This window comes from Pantoea sp. CTOTU49201 (assembly GCF_032054795.1).
Classification (GTDB): Bacteria; Pseudomonadota; Gammaproteobacteria; order Enterobacterales; family Enterobacteriaceae; genus Pantoea; species Pantoea symbiotica.
The window spans coordinates 1-3,075 of the sequence record NZ_DAMBSA010000491.1 but is presented as its reverse complement, the minus strand read 5'-3'; the positions used below and the strand labels follow the sequence as shown (position 1 = coordinate 3,075).

General features: G+C 58.8%; 4 protein-coding genes. All 4 read left to right on the top strand.

Annotated features, from left to right (window positions below; all coding sequences use genetic code 11):
• Nucleotides 1-521, top strand: a 521-nt coding sequence (locus tag RTY00_RS22690; RefSeq protein ID WP_409519164.1) for an ABC transporter substrate-binding protein, incomplete at its 5' end; no start/stop codon positions are given.
• A gap of 9 nt (nucleotides 522-530) precedes the next feature.
• Entirely contained in the window at nucleotides 531-737 is a 207-nt protein-coding gene (locus RTY00_RS22685) for a hypothetical protein (protein ID WP_312666409.1), read from the top strand.
• Nucleotides 730-2,100: an amidase gene (locus RTY00_RS22680; protein WP_312666408.1), complete on the top strand. Its 1,371-nt coding sequence runs from the start codon at nucleotides 730-732 to the stop codon at nucleotides 2,098-2,100. The genes RTY00_RS22685 and RTY00_RS22680 overlap by 8 nt, the downstream gene beginning before the upstream one ends.
• Nucleotides 2,101-2,105: 5 nt before the next feature.
• Entirely contained in the window at nucleotides 2,106-2,978 is an 873-nt protein-coding gene (locus RTY00_RS22675; protein ID WP_312666410.1) for a DMT family transporter, read from the top strand.
• Nucleotides 2,979-3,075 lie beyond the last annotated feature (97 nt).

Genomic DNA, 3,075 nt, shown 5'->3' with positions numbered 1-3,075 from the left:
CGATCGGCAATGAAATCCCGGCGGTGGCGGCGGGGCGTGCGGATTACGCGCTAGCAGCGGAACCGCAAGTGACCATGGCCGAGCAGCAGAATGGTTTGCACGTGGTCTATTCGTTCTCGGCGGCGCAATCCTGGTATCCATTTGCTTTCTCCAGCCTGACCACCACGCAGCAGTACATCGACAAAAATCCGCAGGCGGCGCAGGCGGTGGTGACGGCATTCGAGCAGGCATCGCGCTTCATCTATAAGCATCAGGAAGAATCAGTGCAGATCGCCCGCAAATACTTCCCGGCGCTGCCGGAAGCGGTGGTGAAGAAAGCGGTGCAGCGTGAGATTGATGCCAAAGGCTATCCGGAGAATGTGCTGGTATCGCAGAAGGCGTGGGACAACAACATGAACATCGCGCTGTACGCCAAAAACATCAAAGCCTATCCGTCGGAAGCCACCTCTTATCAAAACAACGTCAACGTCGAGCTGGCAACCAAAGCCAAAGCGGCGGTGGATGCGATGGGTGATAAATAAGGAGCAACCATGATCGATCCGATTGCACTGCGCCTGGCGCTGATTCAGCGCCACTGCGCGGCCGATGCTGACGAGTTACTGCCTTTACTCAGCGATTGTGAAGCGCGTGCGGCGGGCGTCGGCGCCTTTGCCGCTACGCATTTCCCGCCGACCTTATTACCGGCGACCGCCTGGGTTTCGGCTTTGCAACCGCCGCTGGAGTTGCCGCATGAGTGAATTTATTGATGCCTCAATGCTGACGCTGGCGCAGCGGCTGCGCACGCGGCAAACCAGCGTGCCGGATCTGGTGGAAGCCTGCCTGGCGCGCGAAGAAGCCACGCACGATCTCAATGCGTTTAACCAAGTGTATGTTTCGCAGGTGCGTCAAACCGCCAAAGCCAGCCAGCGCCTGCTGGAGCAGGGCTACGATCTTGGGCCGTTGCACGGCATGCCAATCGCCATTAAAGCCAATATCGATCTGGCCGGTGAAGAGATGCATGCCGGTAGCCAAATCCTCAGCGGCAATATCGCCACCCGTGATGCGCGGGTGGTACAGCGTTTGAAGCAGGCCGGTGCGCTGATTATCGGCAGCACCAACATGCATGAGTTTGCGTGGGGCGGCACCACTAATAATCCCCACTATGGCGCCAGCAGTAATCCGTGGGACGACACGCGCATTCCCGCTGGATCGAGCGGCGGCTCGGGCGTGGCGGCATCGGTGCGCAGCGCGTTGGCCACGCTCGGCACCGATACCGGCGGATCGATTCGCTTACCGGCCTCCATGAACGGCATCACCGGATTGCGGCCTGGCGTGGGGCGGCTCTCCACCGAAGGCATTTTCCCGTTGGCCTCCAGCCTTGATACCGTTGGGCCGCTGGCGCGCTACGCCGAAGAGTGCGAAGTGCTGTTTGATGTGCTTGATGGCCAGGCAGGAAAACTGAGTGCCTTGCCGGAATTGGCTGGCTTGCGCATCGGTCTGCTGCCTGATGTGCATCAGCAGGTGCAGCCGGACGTTGCCAGCGCTTACGACCAAATGGTGCAGTGGTTCAGCGCCGCAGGTGCGCGATGCCAGACGCTGAGTTTTACCGGGCTCGATCAGGCGGTTAACGCGTTGGTACTGATCAACCTCGCCGAACCGGCATCGCTGCATGCGGCGTGGCTGGCAGAGCGACCAGAAGAGTATGGCGCGGACGTGCGTAAACTGCTGCACGCCGGTTTAGGCATCAGCGCGGTGGAGTATCTGCAGGCGCAGCGCTTCCGCACCGGTTTACGCATGCAGCTGCTGCAACACCTTAATCAGGTGGATGTGATTCTGGTGCCGACGCTGCCGTTTACCGCGCCGCATAAAGGGCTGGAAGCGATTCAGATGGGCGACCGCGAAGAGAGCGTGCTGACTGGCAATATGCGCTACAACGCGCTGGCGAGTTTGTCGGCGTTACCGGCCATCAGCCATCCCGCCGGATTTGATCGCGACGGCATGCCGATTGGTATGCAGCTGATTGGGCGCGACGGCGCCGAACGTCAGTTGCTGGCACTGGCGCGCCGTTTCCAGCTGGACCACGACTATCATCTGCAAACCCCAACGCGGTTGCGCGCGTGAAAGCAGTGCCGCTACGCGATGTACTGATTTTGGTGCTGGTGGTCAACGGTTGGGCGTTCAACGTCATTGCCATGAAGTTTGGCCTGATGGAACTGCCGCCGCTTTTTATGCTGACGCTGCGTTTCATGCTGGTGGCGGCGATCCTGCTGCCGTTTCACCGCCTGACGCGTCGCCAGTTACCGGGCATGCTGCTGCTGGCCTTCACTTTCGGATTTGTGCATTTCGGCTTGATGGTGATCGGCATGCAAACCGCCGATGCCGGCACCACGGCCGTGTTTATCCAGATGGGTACGCCAATCGCCATGCTATTAGCGGCGTTTTGTCTCAAAGAGCGCCTAAGCTATCGGCAAATCTCCGGCGTGGGCGTGGCGTTTATTGGCGTGATAATTCTGGCGGGCAGCCCGGCGCTCACGAACTGGCAAGGCATGATGTGGCTGCTGATCAGCGCCTGTGGTTGGGCATGCAGCACGGTGATTATCAAACGTCTACCGCCGATTGCGCCGCTGGCAATGACCGGCTGGTTATCGCTGTTTGCCATTCCACTGGTAGGCATCAGTTCCTGGCTAACCGAGCAACATCAATTCACCTTGCTGATGCAGGCGGGCTGGCGCGGCTGGTTGGGCGTGATTTACAGCGCGTTGGGTTCGTCGGTCTTCGCCTATTCGCTGTGGTACGGCTTATTGAAACGCTATCCCGCCAGCCAGATTTTACCCTGGTCGCTGCTCAGCCCTGCGCTGGCGCTGCTGATGGGCGTGGCGATCCTGCATGAATCCCTCGATCACAGCAAAGTACTGGGCACACTGCTGATTGTTGGCGGCATTTTGCTGGCGGTAATTAGTGGGCAGTTTTTGAAAAGGCGGGTATATCAGCATTCATAACAGCTATCTCAAAATTTAATGAAGCGATAGGGGGATGGAGAACGTGATTTCTCTTAATGTTTGGCTGTAGTGCCTGTCTAGTCTCTCACTTAAGCAA

Coding starts and splice junctions, on each gene's coding strand:
- RTY00_RS22685 (WP_312666409.1), top strand. CDS start 531: ATGATCGATCCGATTGCACTGCGCCTGGCGCTGATTCAGCGCCACTGC.
- RTY00_RS22680 (WP_312666408.1), top strand. CDS start 730: ATGAGTGAATTTATTGATGCCTCAATGCTGACGCTGGCGCAGCGGCTG.